The organism is Algoriphagus sp., from assembly GCF_024642405.1.
Taxonomy (GTDB): domain Bacteria; phylum Bacteroidota; class Bacteroidia; order Cytophagales; family Cyclobacteriaceae; genus Algoriphagus.
In genome coordinates, this window is the sequence record NZ_JAHEBC010000006.1 from 1 (window position 1) to 16,239 (window position 16,239).

Annotated in this window: 14 protein-coding genes; 3 read left to right on the plus strand and 11 right to left on the minus strand. The window is 34.9% G+C overall.

The window, feature by feature from the left end; all coding sequences use genetic code 11:
• The 9 genes from Q0L68_RS01025 to Q0L68_RS01065 form a co-directional block, all read right to left on the minus strand.
• The coding region (locus Q0L68_RS01025; RefSeq protein WP_296698157.1) for a hypothetical protein at positions 1 to 413 on the minus strand (413 nt) is incomplete at its 3' end.
• Positions 414 to 541: 128 nt separating this feature from the next.
• Complete coding sequence (locus tag Q0L68_RS01030; RefSeq protein WP_296698160.1) at positions 542 to 1,741, minus strand: BamA/TamA family outer membrane protein; 1,200 nt, start codon at positions 1,739 to 1,741, stop codon at positions 542 to 544.
• The gene (locus Q0L68_RS01035; RefSeq protein WP_296698163.1) at positions 1,741 to 2,976 is read right to left on the minus strand and encodes a porin; all 1,236 of its coding nucleotides are present in this window, start codon (positions 2,974 to 2,976) and stop codon (positions 1,741 to 1,743) included. The genes Q0L68_RS01030 and Q0L68_RS01035 overlap by 1 nt, the downstream gene beginning before the upstream one ends.
• Positions 2,977 to 3,077: 101 nt before the next feature.
• Entirely contained in the window at positions 3,078 to 3,740 is a 663-nt protein-coding gene (locus tag Q0L68_RS01040; RefSeq protein ID WP_296698165.1) for an outer membrane beta-barrel protein, read from the minus strand.
• Between the two features lie 36 nt (positions 3,741 to 3,776).
• Positions 3,777 to 6,098: an OmpA family protein gene (locus tag Q0L68_RS01045; RefSeq protein WP_296698167.1), complete on the minus strand. Its 2,322-nt coding sequence runs from the start codon at positions 6,096 to 6,098 to the stop codon at positions 3,777 to 3,779.
• Between the two features lie 4 nt (positions 6,099 to 6,102).
• Positions 6,103 to 7,266 (minus strand): hypothetical protein, encoded by a 1,164-nt coding sequence (locus tag Q0L68_RS01050; RefSeq protein ID WP_296698170.1) that lies wholly within the window; start codon positions 7,264 to 7,266, stop codon positions 6,103 to 6,105.
• 419 nt (positions 7,267 to 7,685) lie between these two features.
• Positions 7,686 to 8,261, minus strand: a complete 576-nt coding sequence (locus Q0L68_RS01055; protein ID WP_296698172.1) for a phosphatase PAP2 family protein — start codon at positions 8,259 to 8,261, stop codon at positions 7,686 to 7,688.
• Positions 8,258 to 9,169, minus strand: a complete 912-nt coding sequence (gene hemF / locus Q0L68_RS01060; RefSeq protein WP_296698175.1) for an oxygen-dependent coproporphyrinogen oxidase — start codon at positions 9,167 to 9,169, stop codon at positions 8,258 to 8,260. Before hemF ends, Q0L68_RS01055 begins: the two co-directional genes overlap by 4 nt.
• Before the next feature lie 11 nt (positions 9,170 to 9,180).
• Positions 9,181 to 11,601, minus strand: coding sequence for a BamA/TamA family outer membrane protein (locus Q0L68_RS01065; protein ID WP_296698178.1), 2,421 nt, complete (start codon positions 11,599 to 11,601; stop codon positions 9,181 to 9,183).
• 19 nt (positions 11,602 to 11,620) lie between these two features.
• Here Q0L68_RS01065 and Q0L68_RS01070 point away from each other — a divergent pair, with 19 nt between their 5' ends.
• The 3 genes from Q0L68_RS01070 to Q0L68_RS01080 all read left to right on the plus strand — a co-directional run bounded on the left by Q0L68_RS01070 (position 11,621) and on the right by Q0L68_RS01080 (position 14,318).
• A complete protein-coding gene (locus Q0L68_RS01070; RefSeq protein ID WP_296698180.1) occupies positions 11,621 to 12,370 on the plus strand; it encodes an RNA methyltransferase in 750 nt (249 codons plus the stop codon).
• The gene (locus tag Q0L68_RS01075) at positions 12,367 to 13,353 is read left to right on the plus strand and encodes a bile acid:sodium symporter family protein (RefSeq protein ID WP_296698183.1); all 987 of its coding nucleotides are present in this window, start codon (positions 12,367 to 12,369) and stop codon (positions 13,351 to 13,353) included. The genes Q0L68_RS01070 and Q0L68_RS01075 overlap by 4 nt, the downstream gene beginning before the upstream one ends.
• An 83-nt stretch (positions 13,354 to 13,436) precedes the next feature.
• The gene (locus Q0L68_RS01080) at positions 13,437 to 14,318 is read left to right on the plus strand and encodes a hypothetical protein (RefSeq protein ID WP_296698186.1); all 882 of its coding nucleotides are present in this window, start codon (positions 13,437 to 13,439) and stop codon (positions 14,316 to 14,318) included.
• Positions 14,319 to 14,369: 51 nt separating this feature from the next.
• Here the strand turns inward: Q0L68_RS01080 and Q0L68_RS01085 are convergent, their stop codons facing one another.
• Positions 14,370 to 14,630 (minus strand): acyl-CoA-binding protein, encoded by a 261-nt coding sequence (locus Q0L68_RS01085; protein WP_296698188.1) that lies wholly within the window; start codon positions 14,628 to 14,630, stop codon positions 14,370 to 14,372.
• Between the two features lie 113 nt (positions 14,631 to 14,743).
• Positions 14,744 to 16,030 carry a citrate synthase gene (locus tag Q0L68_RS01090; protein ID WP_296698191.1) on the minus strand — a complete coding sequence of 429 codons (1,287 nt, stop codon included), beginning with the start codon at positions 16,028 to 16,030 and terminating at the stop codon, positions 14,744 to 14,746.
• Positions 16,031 to 16,239: the final 209 nt, after the last annotated feature.

Sequence of the window (16,239 nt, forward strand, 5' to 3'; positions counted from 1 at the left end):
GTATCTATTTGTAAAAACTTGGCCGCAATTAAAGCTGAACTTACTTTTTTGAATTTCTTGTAATATTTAGAATGAAGCTTTGAAAGAGCAATATCATTATTAATCGTTCTTTTGGCTAAATCATCTGCCTCGTCTTCCCCAATAGTTTCAAAATTCTCTAAATAATCGTTGATAATAATCATTCTTTCTCGAGAAATAGATTTTCTCTCTTCTTCATAAGCTTGGTAAACGGTCCAAAAGCCAGGGGCTATAGCATCCGGTAAATCCATGTAAGCATCTACAAGCATTTTTTTATCTTTTCCAAAAGCTGATTGAATTAAAGTGATTTCGTCATCGATTGTCATCGTTTGTGAAATAGCATCTACCGTAGGTAAAGCCATTAAAAGAACTACTATAAAAATCCAATTTTTCATAATATTATTGATTTAGAACTCTCAAATATAACTCCGAAATTAAACAGTAAATAGACTACTTTATAAACTTTGACTGTTTAATCGAGAAGAATGAATAAATGTTTACAAAAAAATGTGTTTTTACCTTTCTAAAAAGACTCATTTACATTCAGGTAAAATCCTGAATTCCCTTTACTTCCAAAACCATAATCCGCAGAAATTGTAGTTCTATTTTCTTTGTTAATCATCACTCGAAAACCAACTCCATAAGCAGCATTGATTTTTTCAAGAAGTTTTTCGTTGGTCATTTTACTGCCAAAGGACGAAGCGTTAAAAAATAAGGTTCCACCAAATGTTTCTTTGTTTTTTTGAAGAGGAAATCTGTATTCGGCCTCTGAATATAGCATAGACTCACCACGGAATCTACCTTGAGCATATCCTCTTCCAGATCTACCAAACATATCGTAGCCGATTGAGGGTAAATTCATGTAGGGTAGGTCTCCTGAAACTAAGAAATTGCCAAGACCCCAGAGTGCAATCAGATGTCTTTTTCTATTCTCACTTAGGTTAAAGTAATGCCTGTAATCAAGCAATAGAGTGGAGGAATTCTTGTCTGACCCCATAAAACTTGGATTGACTTTATATGAAATTAGGGCAAAGTTTTTTTCATAAGGTGAAACGGCAATATCTCGGTTTTCCATGACACCGTTAAAAGTTATCCCAGAAAGTGTGTATTTATCTTGGTTGAAACCTAATTGTGAATTATAAAAATCATGTGAATAGTTTAATTCTGAAGGGAGAGATTCAGTATCCAAAAAGTTTTCAATTTTTGAAAATACATCTAAGTGATATCCTACTCCGAGGTAAAATTTTGAATCACCAATTTTTTTTAAGGCTGTTTCGTAAAATCGAATCCAAGAATAATCCATTTGTTGCTCACCCCACAAAACTCCTTGTTGATTTGGATTTTCTATTGGTTCATTTGGAGAAGAACTTCCTAAACCATAGGTGGGTTGGGATGTTATGAAATATCTCCAATCTCCTACTAATATCCATTTATCTTCAGATAGAAAAATATTTGATCGGGAACTGAAGATCCATTGCTTTTTAGTTGTGTAAAGAAAATTCCCGACAATGTTTGAGAGATGGGTGTTTTCAGGTTCTCCCATCCTCCATGTAGCAGAAGGAGCTAGTCCAAAAAGCCATCCATTAGCCGGGTTTGAACCTATCGCTGGCAAAGGAACCAGTTTAAAGTCTCTAATTTGATTTGGCTTATAAGATTTTTGATCCTGGCCGAGTAAAACTTGAGTAAAAATTAATACTAGAAATACAGTCAGGATTTTTTTCATTAGAATGATATTTCGTATTGAAGTCTGAATCTCAATTCATCACTTTGGGGAAGTGCTTGATCCTCAAAAGTGAATTTGGTGATTTCGGTAGTCAATTTATTTAAATGACCAACAAAAAACCAGTTGAAAGCTAAAGCTAATTCTTTTTGTTTGTTTTTTGTTATGGTTAGATCTGGTCTGATTTCAGCATACCTCATAGCAATTTCGAGCGGTTTTGGCCAAAAATTAAAAATCTGATAAGGGAAATATCCGGCAGTCAAATAATATCCGCCTAAATTGGTGCTTCCACTATCTTCAAAATTATCAACAATGTTTTTTCTATGGAATTCACTAGCCCAAGAAAATCCTTTATAATTAAAAGCAGTTTCAATATTATATTGTTTGATGGTGTATTGACCATCATTTGTGCCTTCGAATCCAGCCAAATTACCGCCACCAGAACTTGAAAATCGCGTATATGGGCTGGTATTGGTGATTCCTGCCAAAGCAATTAATGCGGCTGGTTTTTCCGAAACTTGTAGATCACCTCCAGAAAATGGGACTTCTCTTCCAAATATATTCCACTGGAATCTACCGAAATACATCATTTTGGAATCATCATTAAACCGAGAACCTCTACCGGTACCTGTAAATACTCCCAACCAATAATCGAAATTAGCTGAACCACCACCATTCAAATTTCCATAAATAGAAACTCCTTGTTGCCGGTCCACGGTAAATGTTCTATTCAGTAATGATCTGTCTACTAATTGCTGATTTCCACTACTGATAAATCGTTCTCGGGTATATTCAACTTTCCATTGACCTGCTTTAAAATTTAGCCACGGCCATTTTTCTAACATGATTCTAAAATCGAGTAAGATACTTTGTCCAAGTTCATATTCGAAATAATATTTTAACCAAGGTTGGTAGGCATGTCCCCCAATTTTTAGTCTTGCTCTGTTTATTTTAAAAAGTCTAACATCTTGATTTCTAAAGTCATTGAATGTTATTGGGTCTTGATCATCTGGAGCAGCGAACCTGAATTGTAATCTACTAGCAAGCTGTAATTCAAACTTTTCATCTGCTGTTGTAAATACAAAGCCTTTTGAAGTATGCTTAATAGCTTTTTCTTTAGTTATAGAAGTAAGTTTTGAGCTATCATTTTCTTGGGCAAGAGAAAAATTAAATATTAAGAAAAAGAAAAATGGTATAATTTTGACTAAATGGCTAAGATTGACCCTTGTGGAATTCATTGAGATTCTGAATGGTGAAGTTTTAGGGAGGCAAAAAACGGAAAAAGCATCGAGAAAAATTAGAATTTCCCCGATGCTTTTTTTAATATTTATAGAAAAACTTACTTAGAAGCTTGGGGTAATCTGAAAACAAGTCCTCCTTCTAAACCAAATTGATACATGCTGCTATAACTAGATAATCCTCCTCCGACTCCGCCTGTTCCGAAATATAATCCTCCTCCAATGGCCTGAGTGGCAGAAAATAGACTTGCTTGGGCTCTAAAAGCAACATTGCTCGATAACCAGAAATTTGCTCCACCTCTTATATTGTAGGAGAACTTTGTAGCAGAATTGCTATTTCCATTATCAGGGTTGTTTACATTAAATATCCCCATTCCAACTCCAATTCCAGCAAAAGGTTCTACTGTTTCATTGACAGGAAAATATCTTGTAACATTTAGCATCACCCAGTTTATGGCTAGATCAAAATTTGTATTTTGAATAGCTCCTCCTAAAAAACCTCCATCTTGATAAATAGTAGGAGCATTAGTGTCTTGCCTTAAATATTGGATTTCGATAGCTCCTCTATTTGGGATGTGATATTCTATTCCAGCTCCCCAACGTAATCCATCTTGAATTTGGCCCTCGTAGAAAGAGTTACTTGAAAAATAAGAGTCTACTTTATCTTTGAAGATGTAGCCTGCGTAAGTATTGATTCGCAATTCTTGGGAAAAACCTATTCCAGAAATGGAAATAAAGGTTAGTAACAATAATATTCTTTTCATAATTCGTTTATTGAATTTTTAAAAGTAGTAAATACTTCAATACAAAACTCTAATTTCAACTCTTCTATCGTTTTCAACAGATCCTTTAGTACTACCTCTGATGATCATTCCTCCAGTATTTTTTTCAATCCTCTCAGGTTCAATACCATATTCTTCCTGGAGTAATCGAGCAACCTCATTTACTCGTTTTTCTGAAATTTGTAGGTTATAGGATACTGATCCGGTATTATCCGCATAACCAATTAATTCTACCTTAACATCAGGATTTTCTTCTAAATATTTAATAATTGGGGTTAGCTTGGCTAATTCCGGCTCAGTTAATGTGGTTTTGTTGATCTCAAAATAAACTTCAATTTTACTTTGATGCAGTAATTGAGGAATTGTTTTTTCAATTTCTACGGTATCTATTTGTCTTGGAACATTTCTTAAACTATCGATCAACATGGAATCCAAAGCAATTCTGGCAAGAAGCATGGAATCATAGGACGCTTGTTGCTCGGCTTCCTTTTTTTCACCACTATTTGCAATGGCAGCAGTAGCTGCTGCTGTTCCACCAACCAACAGCGCATCTTTTAAAAGTTCATTGTTTTTCTTTTCAATTTTCTCTTGCTTTTTCCTGTTCTTTTCAAGTTTTTTAGCAGTTTTATTATCTACAGCCTCTGCATTGATCAAGACTTCTTGAGGCTCAGATTCTGCCACTCTTTCATCAGTCTTTTGAGGCTCGTCAGGGATTTTTGAAGCAAAAGCCATCATCATGGCAGAGTCCCTTGTAGCTTGTGCCTGTAGCATTTCTGAGCGGAAGGATTCCATTTCCTCCTCAAATTGATCCCTGGTCATCATTCCTTCAGTTTGAGCTCTTTGAAGAGCCGCACTTTCTTGGGCTGAATCTAATTGTAGTACAGTAGGATTTCCAGCAGAATATAATATCCTGCTGACTTGCCCAGGATAGATAATCAACTCTCGCATCATGGCAGCAGAATCCAAGGACAATTGTTCGGGAGAACTGCTATTTTGAATAGCTTTTAAAGAATCCAATTTAAACTGGTTCTGATTGGCCAAACCATTGATGTTAGCCAATTCGCCTATTACAAAAGATTTTTCATTTTCAAAATTGCTAATTCTAACATCACGGATATTTGTAGAAACACTACTATCTCTCTCAGCCAGACCAATGGCCTGATCTAATCCTTGAACTTCAGTTTGGATGGAGTCTCGTTCTACTGTTAATTGATCTTGAATTATTTGAAGAGAGTCGATTTCATTTTGTATTGTCACTAATTGAGCCGAATCTGCCACATATCCTTTGGAAAGATCTTTGGAATTCGACGGAAGTTGAATGACTGTAAAGTAATTATTTGTCGTTCCTGATAGCTTTTCATTTAATTCAGCCTCTTCTTCAGCCAATTGTTTTTGCGAGAGTTCTGTTGGAACATAGGTATACCTCTGGGTAATCACAGGAGGTCTAAACGCTTCTTTATTCGCTCCAAAGCTGAATTTAACGCCAATCCCATGGTATATGTACCAATCATTACGTCCATTATTTGAACCTCTATTAGGGTTATCAACGGTTACTAAATTTGTTCCAGGCTTTGCTGCATAAAGCTGGAAATCATTATCATAAATTGTTCGGTAAACTCCAGAGATATCATCTAGGTAATCTGTTGCTGCTCTTTTAAAATCCGATTGTGCAAATAATTCTATAGTTTTTGTTATTCTAAATCTAAATCCTAATCCCACATTTGCATAGAACGTGGCATCTCTATAACCATTTGGGTTTTCTGTATTTAGATTTGCAAGGTTGGTCTCAAATGTTCCATCCGGAATAGTATTGATATTTCTATAATCATATCTATTTTCATTTTCATCCAGAAGGTCACCGTAAACTTTGAATGTTTGAACACCTAGTCCGATTGTCAAATAAGGAGCAAAAAATGATTTGCCTGAAAGTAACCAATTGTTATCTGGTTTGATCACAAATGATAATCCTGCATCATACAAGTCTGTTTGGAAATTTAAAGCTCGATCAAAATTGGGGCTTTCTGTAAAAAGTGTCCCATCATTTTGAATAAAACGATCTCCTGAACCAAATTGGTAGCTTCCTGCCGATAACATTAACCCAACAGAATTTCCTAAGGCATATTCCAAAGACAATTGATAGGAAAGTTGTTCTGAGTAATTTTCATAGCGCTTATAGAGCTTAGTGAAATTTTGAAAATTATTCACTTTGAGTGGCTTAATATCTCCCAAATAGTTTGTTGTACCTGCACTAAATCCTATCCTCCATTTGTTGCCATGAAGCTGTGCTTGAGCATTTAGTATAAGAAAAAGGGAAAATATAATTGTGAATAGCTTCTTCATACCCTTATTTCTTGTTTCCGAAACCTAACCACAATTTAAACTCAGCACTTAGTCCCACAAAAGGTTGGAAGCTATTTACATTATTACCCGAAAGAGTTTCGGTTGTAATAAAAGTACCACCGGCATTTAGTCTGATTACTCTGAAAAAGTTATAACCTAGACCTATGTAAACAGGTCTATCAATGATAGGACCCGATATTCTTTCATTTAAACTATTTTCCATTTTGCCTGAAATAAAAGCTCCTGTTGAAATGGATAAGTTGTTCATGAATCTAGCAAAGGTTCTATTTCCTAAAGGAAATGAAAAACCAACGTAGGGGCTATGAACGAATTCCTGATCAGGCAGATTACTACTCAAAGATATTCCCCCATAACCTACATTAATTGGCAAGGCATTTGAAGTTTTTTCGGTTGGATAACTTTCAAATACTTTTTCATCTACTCGAACCAACATATTTGGGCTTAAGTATTGGCTAATTTCTGATGAGATGATTGCATTGAGTTCTTCCAGATATTGAGCCGCATATACTGCTCTGGCATTGTCATTTTCCCCGACACCTGTTGCGTTATATTTTGCCTTTCCCATTTTTAGCTTTTCTCTCTGTTCCAGTTTAGATAAAGTGATATCGCTAAATCCAGGAAAAGCTTCTCCATTAGGAAGCTCAAAATAATAAGCTCCTTGCTCGAGTATACTCCTGATGTTATTTAAAATGACTACATCAGACTCAGAAAAATGAATACCACTTTTTTTTATGGTAGTGATGTTACTCAAATAGGTTTTGATATTTTGGCTGATTAAAGCCCTGACCTCTTCTATTTGCTGCGCTCCTGCTTTTTGATAGAAGCCGAATTCCAAATAATAATCGGTATTAGACCTTAAAGGGTCAGAAACCAAAACCTGATAGGAGAGTTCTTTATACCCGAAAGGAGCTTTCCAAAAATAGGAATATCCAGACTTCTCTGTTTTTTTTGCAGGATAAATGGTGAGCTTAACCATTTCAATTTTCTCCGGGATTCCTCCAAGAATATAGAATTTTTCTTCTGCAGGTAGCGGCTGGCCACCAGCTATTTTATTTTGGATTAAGTCAAGACTCACTGTAGTCACTTGACAATAAAGTGGAATCGATAGAAGAAGAATACTTCCTATTAGTAAAAAAAGTTTTTTCATTTATTTCAATTAACTGGGTATAAAAAACTAGAAAATAATGTTTGATTTAATTTTACAAACTGGCTAAAAGTTCTTTCTGACATAATGTTTTATCAATCCTAGAACACAATTAATATAGCGATTATATATAAATTACCCATAGAGCTAATTTTTTTCTATTTCAATTTAAAAAGAAAAAGTCGTTTAAATGCAAGATTTTAGTTGCATATATTTTTTACAGAAAGTTCAATTTTTCTTTTTAAGTATATTCGGTTTCTTACCGCTAGCCGAATAAATACTTGACGGAAGTTTAATTTTATCTGCTAGCGACTGCGGTCTTTGGTGATTGGTCGAATGTCCGCATATCTTAAAGCTTTGAACAATACTAGGGGCCGGATTGCGGATATTCATATTTTTATGTTCTGATTCCGATGAAAAAATCATTTAAGTAAAGATTTCAAGATTTCCCTTTTTATAAAAACTATAAAAAACCAACTTATAAGACCAGCTAAAAAACCTATAAAAGCACCCAGTAAAATATCAAAGGGGTAATGTACCCCAAGGTAAACCCTTGTATAGGATATAATTGCAGCCCAAAGAAAGAGCCATTTCAAATGCTTTATTTTGGAACCAACTTTAAGATTCAAAAATGTAGCTATAGCAAAGGTATTTGCTGCATGGGAAGAAGCAAGTCCAAAAAGCCCCCCACATCTTCCATAATTATGTACAATTCCTTCCCATCGTTCATCGTGACAGGGTCTTAATCTTTCAAAAAAAGGTTTCATTAGTCCTGATGTTGTTTGGTCTGCGATCAGAATAGATAGGGCAACACCACCAAATACCCACCAGCTCATTTTTGGGTCAGATTTATAAATGAAGTAAACAAGAACTGCATAAAATGGGATCCAAGTTATGGTTTGAGAGATTTGGAACATTATCGGGTCTAACCAGTCCCAATGAAAAGAATTTAAGAAAATGAATAAATCCTCATCCCATTTTTTTACACTTTCTGTCATGCTGTGAAATTAAGCCAATCAATTCCTTTTTTTAGATTTTCTAACGTAAAGTTTTCTTTGCCTCCAAACTCAGGTTGGTACATGTATTCCCAACTAGCTTCCGGGGGCATGCTCATTAAAATACTCTCTGTTCTTCCATTAGTATCGAGACCAAATTTTGTGCCTGCATCCCATACAAGATTGAATTCTACATAGCGTCCTCTTCTCAGTTTTTGCCAATCCTTTTCCCTAGGTCCAAAATCCAACTGACTGTTTTTTGCCATAAAGTAGTTATAGATTTTTGGAAACAACCTGCCAATATTTAAACTGAAATTTAGAATAGTATTAAATTCCTCATCTGATTCCGCCTTTAAATGATCATAGAAAATTCCTCCAATTCCTCTTGTTTCATTTCTATGTTTTATAAAAAAGTAATCATCAGCCCATTTTTTGAATTTTTCATAGGCTTCCGGTCTGAATTCGTCACATACTTTCTTTACCTCCGAATGAAAGTATTTTGCATCCTCAATATCAATATAATGTGGTGTCAAATCTATACCACCTCCAAACCAGTGAACTCCATTATCCATTTCAAAATACCGAATATTCATATGTATAATTGGTACCAGCGGGCTTTTAGGATGAAGTACTATTGATACCCCTGTGGCATAAAAGTCAGACTTTTCAAGGTTAAGTTTTTGTAAAATCTTTGATGGTGTGGTACCATGAACTGCAGAAAATGCCACTCCTCCCTTTTCAATTATTTTTCCGTTTTTGAATATTCTAGTTCTACCGCCACCTCCTTCTTCTCGCTGCCATTTATCTTCAATAAATTTGCCTTCTCCGTCTCCAAGCTCAAGTTCTTTACATATATGATCTTGAATTTCTTGGTAGATTTTAGAAATTTCTTCTTTACTTTTTCGGGCCATTATTGATTTAATTAAAAAGGGTAACCAATCCCAAAGTTAAACACAGTTTGGCCTTTTTCTCCTAATGGCCTCTTAAAACTCAATTTATTTAGAATCCATCTCTCCCCCTCAGGTCTTGCAGGGTCGATTGCCTTGGTAGCCATATCTAAACGTATGATCAGAAAATCAAAATCCATTCTTAAACCTATTCCTGTCCCTACGGCGATTTCTTTATAAAACCTATCATACCGAAAATCAGAACCGGGTCTTGATGCTTCAACGCCAATATTCCATGAGTTCCCGGCATCAATAAAAAGCGCCATATCGAAATAACCAATCAGGTTTCTTCTGTATTCTAGCATAGATTCAATAATCATTTCGGCAGGTTGCTCAAAACGATAATCAAAATATCCTTCTTCATTGAGAGGAGGGGTGTTACTCCCTGGCCCCAATCTTCTTGCTTGCCAGGCTCGAATACTGGTTCCTCCTCCTGCAAAAAAGTATTTTTCATAAGGAAGAATACCACTACTTAATCCATAAGGCTGAGCAATGCCAAAATTCAGTCGATAAGCCAGAGTTTGTTTTTTGTCTATTGGAAAATATCGTCTGAAATCAGCCTGAAATTTCAGCCATTGAAACCTTGCGAAATCCGTAGTTTCGTCATTGGATGGTTCATTCAAAAAGTTTAAAGATGTACCCCCACTTTCTGCAAAAAGCTTAAGTAGCGATGCACGATTCGTTTCAAAATTCCCGTATTTGTTAAAGTTTATAATGGTTTGCCCTGATACACTACTAACAATGGAGGGTAAAAAGGACCAAATCAAATTATTTCCTTGATCTGCCAAATCTGAAAGAACCTGATAGAATTCTTCAGTAATTTTCGGAGTTCTGATATAATTAATATCCAATAAGTTAAAAGTAAATTGCTGCCTATTACTTCTAGTTGCCCAAGTGTATGATAATAGTCCGTTGATGCCTGCTCTGGTGTATTCAGGTCTATTGGTATAGTTGTAGCCAACCAGCGTTCTGGTATTCGGATTATATCTTCCGTATTTTTCTAAGCTTCTCGGAGAAAAGGGAATCAGAAATCTTGGAAAGATTATAGAGGCTGAGGTACCTAATTCCCTACTTTGATAAACTCCCTGATCAGTAGCCGAGGCAACGCCTTCCAATCCCGCTCTAAAATTGAACTCTAGAATTTCTCCAGCCCGAAAGAAATTTCTATTTCGAAGTGACGCAGAGAAAAATGGCCCAGGTAACTGTTCGGTGATACTTAGTCCCAATTGATTTGTGAGCTGATATTTTTGATTTGGCTGTGTTAAAATTTTGGCTGTCAAAGATGTTCCTACCGTATCAAAAGAAATGTTTACAAACCTGAATAAATCTAGATTATTTAATTGTCTTTGAGATTCTAATACCTCTGTTCTATTGTATTTATTTCCAGTGTTGAAAAAGACACGAGAAGCAAAAATTTTCTGAGAATATCGGTCCCTGTAAAAAGAAAAATCAATGTTTCTAAAATCTCCTTGAATTTTTTGGTCTATAAAATCATTGCTTGGCGGATTTACCCTAAAATAGATAGAATCAATGGTGTAAACTTCATGCTTCTCAGTGAATGTCGGTTTTCTAATTACTTCCTCGATCACCATAGATTTTTTTGAGGTATCCTGAAATACATTGTATTCTATAAAAGATTTAGAAAACATGTAAAATCCATTATTTTTCAATAATTCCTCCACACGATTCCTTTCAGCTACAATGTTATCCTGATCGTAATTTTGATTTTTCTTTAATTCACTTTCTGAAGCAGTTCTTTTTAAAAGGTCAAGAATTTCCTCATTATCGGACCTTACATAAATAGAGTCAACTATGTATGGTTTATTTTCTTTGATCAAATATGTGACAAATGCTTTCTTTTTCTTTGTTGCTACCTCAAAATCAACTGAAGCATCCATGTAGCCCCTGTTATAAAGGTAATTTCTAATTTCGGTAACTGTATTTTTGGTATCTGTACTATCCAAAATAGTGGCTGGGTTGCCAGTTCTCATTAAGAAGTTGCCAAACTCTATTTTCTTTTCAAGACTTTTAACCTTAGTCTCAAGTTTATCCTGTTTCTTTTGAAGCTTTCTATTATCTGGATTTTCTCCTCTTAAAGTTCCAATAGAGTCCAGCTTTTCTTTCGTTAATGATAGTTTATTTGCCACTTTAGAACTATCATAAAACTTTTGCCCAAATCGATAAATATTAACTCCAAGAGAATAATTAAGCAATGGAATTCTTGTATTTGGCTCTTGAATAAATAAAGGAACTATGTCTTCATTGTTTACCTGGTCAAGTCCTTTTGTTTCATTTTCAAAAAGCACATATTCTCCATCTGGTATGTTTTTAGTAATAGAACAGGCAACCATCCCGCCCAGGACAGAGATAAAAAGTATATATTTGATGAATTTCAAAATGGAAGAATAGATCGGAATGCTTAGCAAAAATACAGTTAAGTTTATAAAAACCTTACATCAAAAGAAATACCGAAATCAAGAGCAAAAGTTCTTCGTTGAGGGTGGAAAATCAGTTTTAGAGGTATTGAACTCTGACTTTGAAGTAGAATTACTTTTGGTTACAGATTCTTTTTATGAAAGTAATCAGAAATTACTTAAAAGCTTTGATTTTGAGTTGTTGATAGTAACTCAAAAGCAACTTGAAAGTGTAGGTCAATTTCAAAGTAACGATAGTGCTTTAGCTGTAGTGAAAATGAAAGCAAATCAATATTTTGAAAGATCTGAAGAGGAATTGGTCATCGCTTTGGATGATGTTCGTGACCCAGGGAATCTAGGGACAATTATAAGAATAGCAGATTGGTACGGGATTAAACATTTACTGTTTTCAAGACAAACAGCAGAGTTTTATAATCCAAAAGTAATCCAGGCTAGTATGGGGTCTTTTACAAGAGTCAATTTCTACTATGGGGATTTAAAAGAGGTTATTGAAAAATGGAGATGTCCTGTTTATGGAGCTTTTTTAAATGGAATCAATATACACAAATTGGAAAATTTTAAACCTGGAATTCTTTTAATGGGAAACGAATCAAATGGTATTTCTGTAGAATTAGCTAGCTCAGTAACCAGTAAGTTAACGATTCCAGGTTCCGGAAATGCAGAATCCTTGAACGTAGCGATTGCTACAGCCATTTTTTGCGATAATTTTAGAAGGCTTTCTGTTCCATGATTCAAAAACTAGTAGGAATCTTAAATAAGGTAGGAATCAATGGTTTCCTCTTAGGGATTTTCGCTGCGATTCTTTTAGGATTTGCCTTACCTGATTTTGGATCTTCAGAATCAATGGTTCCTTGGAAACCAATCATAAATATCGGGATTGCCCTTGTTTTTTTCTTTTATGGACTAAAGCTTGATCCCGATCAATTAAAAAAAGGCTTAAAAAATTGGAAGTTGCATCTTTTGATTCAAGCATCAACATTTTTGATTTTCCCGGCCCTTGTTCTTTTGATTCTGTCCTTTTTTCCATCTTTCAACGAAGATTTTAAAATTGGTATTACTTACTTATCCGTTTTACCTTCTACAGTGAGTGCTTCTATTGTGATGGTTTCTATTGCAGGTGGAAATATCCCTGGAGCAATATTTAATGCCAGTATTTCCAGCCTTTTAGGAGTTGTTATTACCCCTGCCTGGATGGGCGTTTTAGGTAATTCGGCCAATTTCGAAATTGAGTTTTTACCAACGCTGGGAGAGCTGTCGCTCAAGGTGTTGCTGCCAGTCATTATAGGAATTATTATGCATCCCTATATTTTTCCAAGAATCACCAATCATATTAGTAAAGTGAAATACTTGGATCAAACGGTGATAATGATCATAGTTTTCACCTCTTTTGCCCAATCATTTTCTCAGCATGTATTTGATCCTTATCGATTAGATACTTTACTGGAGTTAAGTGTTACGATGCTAAGTTTATTTTTTATTGTTTGGGGAACGATCTACTTATTGACGAGATTTTTTAATTTTTCAAGAGAGGATAGAATTACAGCACTTTTCTGTGGTTCAAAAAAATCATTGGTTCAAGGCGTAGTTATTGGAAAAATTATTTTCACTGATCCTGCAGTTTTGGGATTGGTGTTGCTTCCGGTAATGATTTACCATATTCAGCAATTGATTGCAGGCTCTGTCATTGCTTCAAATATGGGGATCAAAAAGTAGTTTTGTAGCTAGTAATCCATTTGCCATATTTTGTAATTTATTTAGTTTATAACTTCATTTGTAAGATTAAAAGGATATTGCTCATGAAAAATTGGTTTAAAATAGTTTCTATTCTTGTCTTAGTGACATTTTTTTCAATGACTGATTCAGAAATAATGGCTCAGGAAAAGGTTGATGTTGTATTTCTGAAAAATGGTGAGAAAAAAGAAGGAAAGGTAACTGGAATCACAAATGCGGTTGTGAAATTCAGATACACTGGTGAGGATTTTGATTACGAACTACAAAAATCTGATTTAATTAAAATCCAGCTAGCTAGTGGTAGAGTAGAATCTTTTGGGAACGAGGCAGAAACAGCAGCAAAGGTGAGTACTACCCCTGCACCAGCAATGAATTCCGATGTTCACAACACCATCGCAGTACTTCCATTTCAATTCATCTCTAATGATCAGAGTATGGATCCTTTAGCAATGAGTAATCTAGCTCAAAATACTACCGCTAATTCTGTAAAGGAACAATATGGTCAGTTGACACTACAGGACCCTATCACTACTAATGCGCTATTAGCCAAAAGTAATATCGATCTTACGAATATTACTACAATGACTCCAGGGGAAATAGCAGCCTTGTTAGGAGTAGAATTTGTGATTTATGGTACTGTTAACCTTACCAACAAGGGTGCCACTACGTATGGATCCACTGGGACAAATTATAGCGAAAGAGAAAAATATAACGCAAATGGTAATAATTCAGACACCAGAACAAAAGGCACTATTTTTTCTTCCTCGAGTTCATCTACTACAATTGAATATGATACATCAGTTGATTTTAGATTGTTTAAAAATAATGGATCAAATATTTATTCAGATTCGAGACATGTGTTTGGGACTGAAGCAAATGCCTACACTGCCGGGATTGATTATATGATCAAAAGAACCCCTTTTGGTTCTAAATACGGGAAAAAATAAAAAATGAGATTTGGCAAAAAAGGCTTGAAATTATTTTTCAAGCCTTTTTTGTTATAGATGTGTTTGAGATAATTCTTCTACCAATCTGATATATTCTTCAATTGCCTCTTCTTTAGATTTTCCTTTATAGCTCATCCAACTATTATATTTTGCAGCTGCTTTGAAGTCAAATCCTCCCGGCCTTTCCGTTTCATTATCCCCTTCAGTAGCTTGTTTATAAAGCCCATACAATTTCAACAATTCTTCATTAGAGGGTTTGCTGGTAAATTTTTTAGTCAGTGAAACAGCTTGTTCTAAATTTTCTGGTTTCATAAAAAAGCTTGTGTTTTTTCTCCAAATATGGTGCTATTTTCAATTTTATCTAATTCTTAAAACAAAAAAAAGCCAGCTTTTTTTGCTGGCTTATATTGAGGATAGAGATTAAATTATCTCTTATTCATAGAAACGTAATCTCGTTCATTTGCTCCTACATAAATTTGTCTAGGTCTTCCAATTGGTTCTCCGTTTTCACGCATTTCTTTCCATTGAGCAATCCAACCAGGTAATCTTCCAAGAGCAAACATCACTGTAAACATATCAGTAGGGATTCCTAGTGCTCTGTAAATGATACCAGAGTAAAAGTCAACGTTCGGATAAAGTTTTCTATCAATAAAATACTGGTCGTTTAAGGCAGCATGTTCCAATTCCTTTGCGATATCCAAAACAGGATCATTAACTCCTAATTTGGTCAATACATCATCAGCAGCTTTTTTAATAATTCTTGCTCTTGGATCAAAGTTCTTGTAAACTCTATGACCAAACCCCATCAATCTAAATGGATCGTTTTTATCCTTCGCTTTATCTAGGTATTTTTTAGCATCGCCTCCATCAGCTTTTATTGCTTCTAGCATTTCTATTACTGATTGGTTTGCACCGCCATGTAAAGGACCCCATAAAGCATTGATTCCAGCAGAAATAGACGCATATATACTAGCTTGAGAAGAACCTACAACTCTTACTGTAGAGGTTGAACAGTTTTGCTCATGATCTGCATGCAAGATCAACAATTTGTCCAAAGCAGCTGAAACTACCGGGTCGACATCATATTTCTCAGCAGGAAGTGCAAACATCATTTTTAGGAAGTTTGAACAATAATCCAGTGAGTTGTCAGGGTAATTTACGGGATGTCCGACTTCATTTTTATAGGCCCATGCCGCAAAAGTTGGCATTTTGGCTAGAAGTCGAATAATACTCATGTTAACTTCTTCCTCACTTCTATTAGGATTCAAGGAATCAGGATAGAAAGCAGTTAATGAACAAATTAAAGAAGATAAAACACCCATTGGATGAGCATTGGAAGGAAAACCTTCTAATATTTTTTTAATATCCTCATGGACTAATGTGTGATGAGTAATTTCTTTTGAAAAATTCTCATACTCAGCTTGACTAGGCAATTCACCATAAATCAATAAATATGCTACCTCGAGAAAAGATGATTTTTCCGCAAGGTCTTCAATTTTATATCCTCTGTAGCGAAGAATTCCTTCCTCACCATCTAAAAATGTAATAGCACTAGTAGTTGAACCAGTATTTTTAAATCCTGGATCAAGGGTGATTAATCCAGAAGCTCCTCTGAGCTTTGCAATATCAATTGCTGATTCATTTTCTGTACCGGTAATTACCGGGAATTCATATTCTTGTCCTTTGAAGGACAACTTGGCGGATTCAGACATATAACAGGTTTGTTTGGATTGCTCTAAAGAAAAAACTTAATTTTCGGGTTTAAGTTAATAAAAGCAGCTTATTTTTTAGGAGATATTTGTTTTAAGGGAGATATAATTCTTCGATTATTTGATAAACAGACTTTAAAGGACTTTGGTTTTGTTAAAATTCCAATAATTAACTCTGTGTATTTTTGAATTTGATAAGATCTATACAGGTA